Origin of the sequence: Streptomyces sp. MB09-02B, assembly GCF_033794485.1 — a bacterium.
GTDB lineage: Bacteria > Actinomycetota > Actinomycetes > Streptomycetales > Streptomycetaceae > Streptomyces.
On sequence record NZ_JARGEE010000681.1, the window covers coordinates 1 to 2,966 of the forward strand.

Annotated in this window: 3 protein-coding genes; all 3 read right to left on the minus strand. The window is 74.0% G+C overall.

Annotated features, from left to right (window positions below; genetic code table 11):
* Positions 1-16 precede the first annotated feature (16 nt).
* The 3 genes from P1P70_RS45950 to P1P70_RS42760 all read right to left on the minus strand — a co-directional run bounded on the left by P1P70_RS45950 (position 17) and on the right by P1P70_RS42760 (position 2,966).
* The gene (locus P1P70_RS45950; protein ID WP_413471677.1) at positions 17-322 is read right to left on the minus strand and encodes an ATP-binding domain-containing protein; all 306 of its coding nucleotides are present in this window, start codon (positions 320-322) and stop codon (positions 17-19) included.
* Positions 300-2,258 carry a HelD family protein gene (locus P1P70_RS42755; protein ID WP_413471678.1) on the minus strand — a complete coding sequence of 653 codons (1,959 nt, stop codon included), beginning with the start codon at positions 2,256-2,258 and terminating at the stop codon, positions 300-302. The genes P1P70_RS45950 and P1P70_RS42755 overlap by 23 nt, the downstream gene beginning before the upstream one ends.
* Positions 2,259-2,339: 81 nt before the next feature.
* Complete coding sequence (locus P1P70_RS42760) at positions 2,340-2,966, minus strand: TetR family transcriptional regulator (RefSeq protein ID WP_319247628.1); 627 nt, start codon at positions 2,964-2,966, stop codon at positions 2,340-2,342.

The window sequence follows — 2,966 nt, forward strand, 5'->3', positions numbered from 1 at the left end:
CTCCCCCCACCCCCCGTCACCAAGGCAGCGCACGCGCATGCACCACGTCCAGTCGTGACACCGCCCGGGTGAGGACGACGTACAGGCGGTGCAGCCCGCGCTCCTCGGCCTCCGCGATCGCCGCCGGTTCGACGACCACCACGTGGTCGTACTCCAGGCCCTTCGCGACACATGCCCCCAACACCGCGACACGCGACCGGAGTTCGTCCGGGCCGCCGGTCGTGATCCCGGCCTCGTCGAGCGCCTGGCGCAGCCGTACGACGTCGGGCCCATCGGCCGCGATGACACCGACGGACCCGTCACACGCGAGCGCGTCCCGCACCGCGGCCACGGCCTCGGCGACGGCGTCCCCTCCGAGAACACTCCTGATCCGCAGCTCCCCGTCGCTCCGCAGCGACCCGGGCGGCCGGCACATCCACCCCCAGGCGCCCCAACAACCCGTTCGCCAGCCCCACGACGGCCCGCGGCACCCGGAACCCGGTGGTCAGGGGGACGACGCGGGCGTCCGGCTTGCCCAGGTGCGCGAGGAGACCGGGCCAGTCGCGGGCGGCCCACGGGGTCGTCCCCTGGGCGAGGTCGCCCAGGACGGTCACCGACCCGTAGGCCGCCCGGCGGGCGATCGCGCGGCACTCCATCGGGGAGAGGTCCTGGGCCTCGTCGACGACGACATGCCCGTAGCCGTCGGGGTGGGCGAGGAGCCCCGCGACCTCGTCGAGGAGGACGAGATCGGCGGCCGACCAGCGGGCCGAGCGCCAGGTGCGCGGCGGTTTCGCCCAGCCGATGGCCTGCTGCTCGTCCGCGTCGAGCAGCCCCTCCGCCGCTTCGGCGAGCACGTCCGGGTCGCCGAGCAGCCGGGCCACGACCTCCTCCGGCCGGACCTTCGGCCATACGGCGTCGACGCACGCGCCGACCGGCCGCGACCGCGAGATCCGGTACAGCCACGCGTTCGGGCGGGGTCCGGCCCGCCGCTCCGCCTGCTCCCGCAGCGATCGGACCACCCGGGCCCGGACACGCTCCCGCCCCACGTCATACGGCAGTTGCTCGGCCCGTACGTCCGTCACGATCCGCCGCAGCTCGTCCCCGGCCACCCGCCAGCGGTACGAGCCCTCGGCCAGGACGAGGGAGCCGAACGCGGCCGCCCCGTCCGACCGTTCCCCGGGTCCACCGCCGCCCGCGACCCCGGCGTACAGCGCACGCCGGAGCACCTCCGCCATCCGGGCGTCATGCTTCACCGCCGCCGCCCGCGCGTCGTCCTCCGCCCGCACCTCGTGCCGGGCGATCTCGTCCGTGACCGTCGACTGACGTACGCCCGTCTCACCCAACGCGGGCAGCACCTCCGCGATGTACGAGAGGAACGTGCGGTTGGGGCCGAGGATCAGCAGTCCGCCGCGACGGATGCGCTGGGGGTGGGTGTAGAGCAGGTACGCGGCGCGGTGCAGCCCGACGGCCGTCTTGCCGGTGCCGGGGGCGCCCTGCACACAGACGGAGACCGCGAGATCCGCCCGCACCAGATCGTCCTGCTCCGGCTGGATGGTGGCAGCGATGTCCCGCATCGGGCCGAGGCGGGGACGCTCGATCTCGGCAGTGAGGAGGCTGCCCGAGGAGGCCGTACCAGGGGCAAAGTCAGGGGTAGCGGTAGCGGTGGGGCCTGATTCGTTCGATGAGGGCGCCCGGCGTTCCAGGTGTTCGTCCTCCAGGCCCGTGAGGTCGGCCGAGTCCCCCCGGCTCCCCGGCGCCCACCCGAAGCGGCGCCGGACGGCCACCCCCTGGGGATCACGGGAACTCGCCTGGTAGAAGGCCCGCGAGACCGGGGCACGCCAGTCCACGACCAGCGGCGGCACGGCAGGGTCCTCGCTGATCCGCAGCCGCCCGAGGTGGTAGCTCTGCCCGGCGTGGTCACCGCGGGCCCGAGCGGCGAAGTCGAGCCGCCCGAAGAACAGCGGCCCCTCCGGCAGCTCACGCATCTCCTTGGCCCGGCTGCGCAGCCGATACCCGAGCACCTCCGCGTCGGCCCCCGAGGCGGAGACGTCCTCGCCGACGACAACCTGCTCGCCCGCCCCCTCGACCATGGCCGCGAGAGCGGCACGGCAGGTGTCGTGGTACGCGCGTTCGTGGGCCAGGACGTCCCGGAGGCTGCCCTGAGCGCTGTCCTGGAGGAGGGCGGGATCGGCGGCCGGGTCGATGGCCGGGTCGATGGCGGGATCGGCGGCCGGGTCCATGGCGATGTCGGCGGGGTCGGCGGGTTCGCGAGGCGTCATTCCGCCGAGCGTACAGAAAAATGTAACCGAGTTAAATTTATTACCGAGGATCAATCCCTCTCGGGGCGGCACGCCGGCCCCTCAACCCATCCCGAGCGGCAGCGCCCCTTCCAACCGCCCGAACACCCGCTCGGCAGCGGTGACGGCATCCCGTTCGACCTCCTCCAACGGATCCCCCCGCTCCACCCGCCGCCGGTTCTCCTCCGCCAGCACCCGCCGTACGGTCACGATCTGCCCGGCGGCGACCCGCGCGTCGAGCCCGCCCCCGAGCACCTCGGCCAGCGCGGCCTCGGCCCGCTCCAGATGGCCGTACGCCCGCGCCACCAGCGACGGCGTCCCGTAGAGCAGCCGGTGGAAGGCGAGCACCTGCGGATGGTCGCTCAGCCCGGTCACCGGGTCCCGCCGGGCCAGCCCCGCCAGGAAGTGCGCCCGTACGGCCCCGACCACCGACTCCCCCTCGGCCCTCCCCGCGACCACCCGGGCCGTCTCGTCCTCGTGATCGGCGATCCGGTACAGGACGAGGTCCTCCTTGGCCGGGAAGTACCGGAAGAGCGTCGGCTTCGAGATCTCCGCCGCCGCGGCCACCTCGGCCACGGACACCGCGTCGAACCCCTTCTCCAGGAACAGCCGGATCGCCACGTCCGACACCGTCTCGTACATCCGCCGCTTCTTACGCTCCCGCAGCCCGCTCCCCGCCCCCTCCCGCAG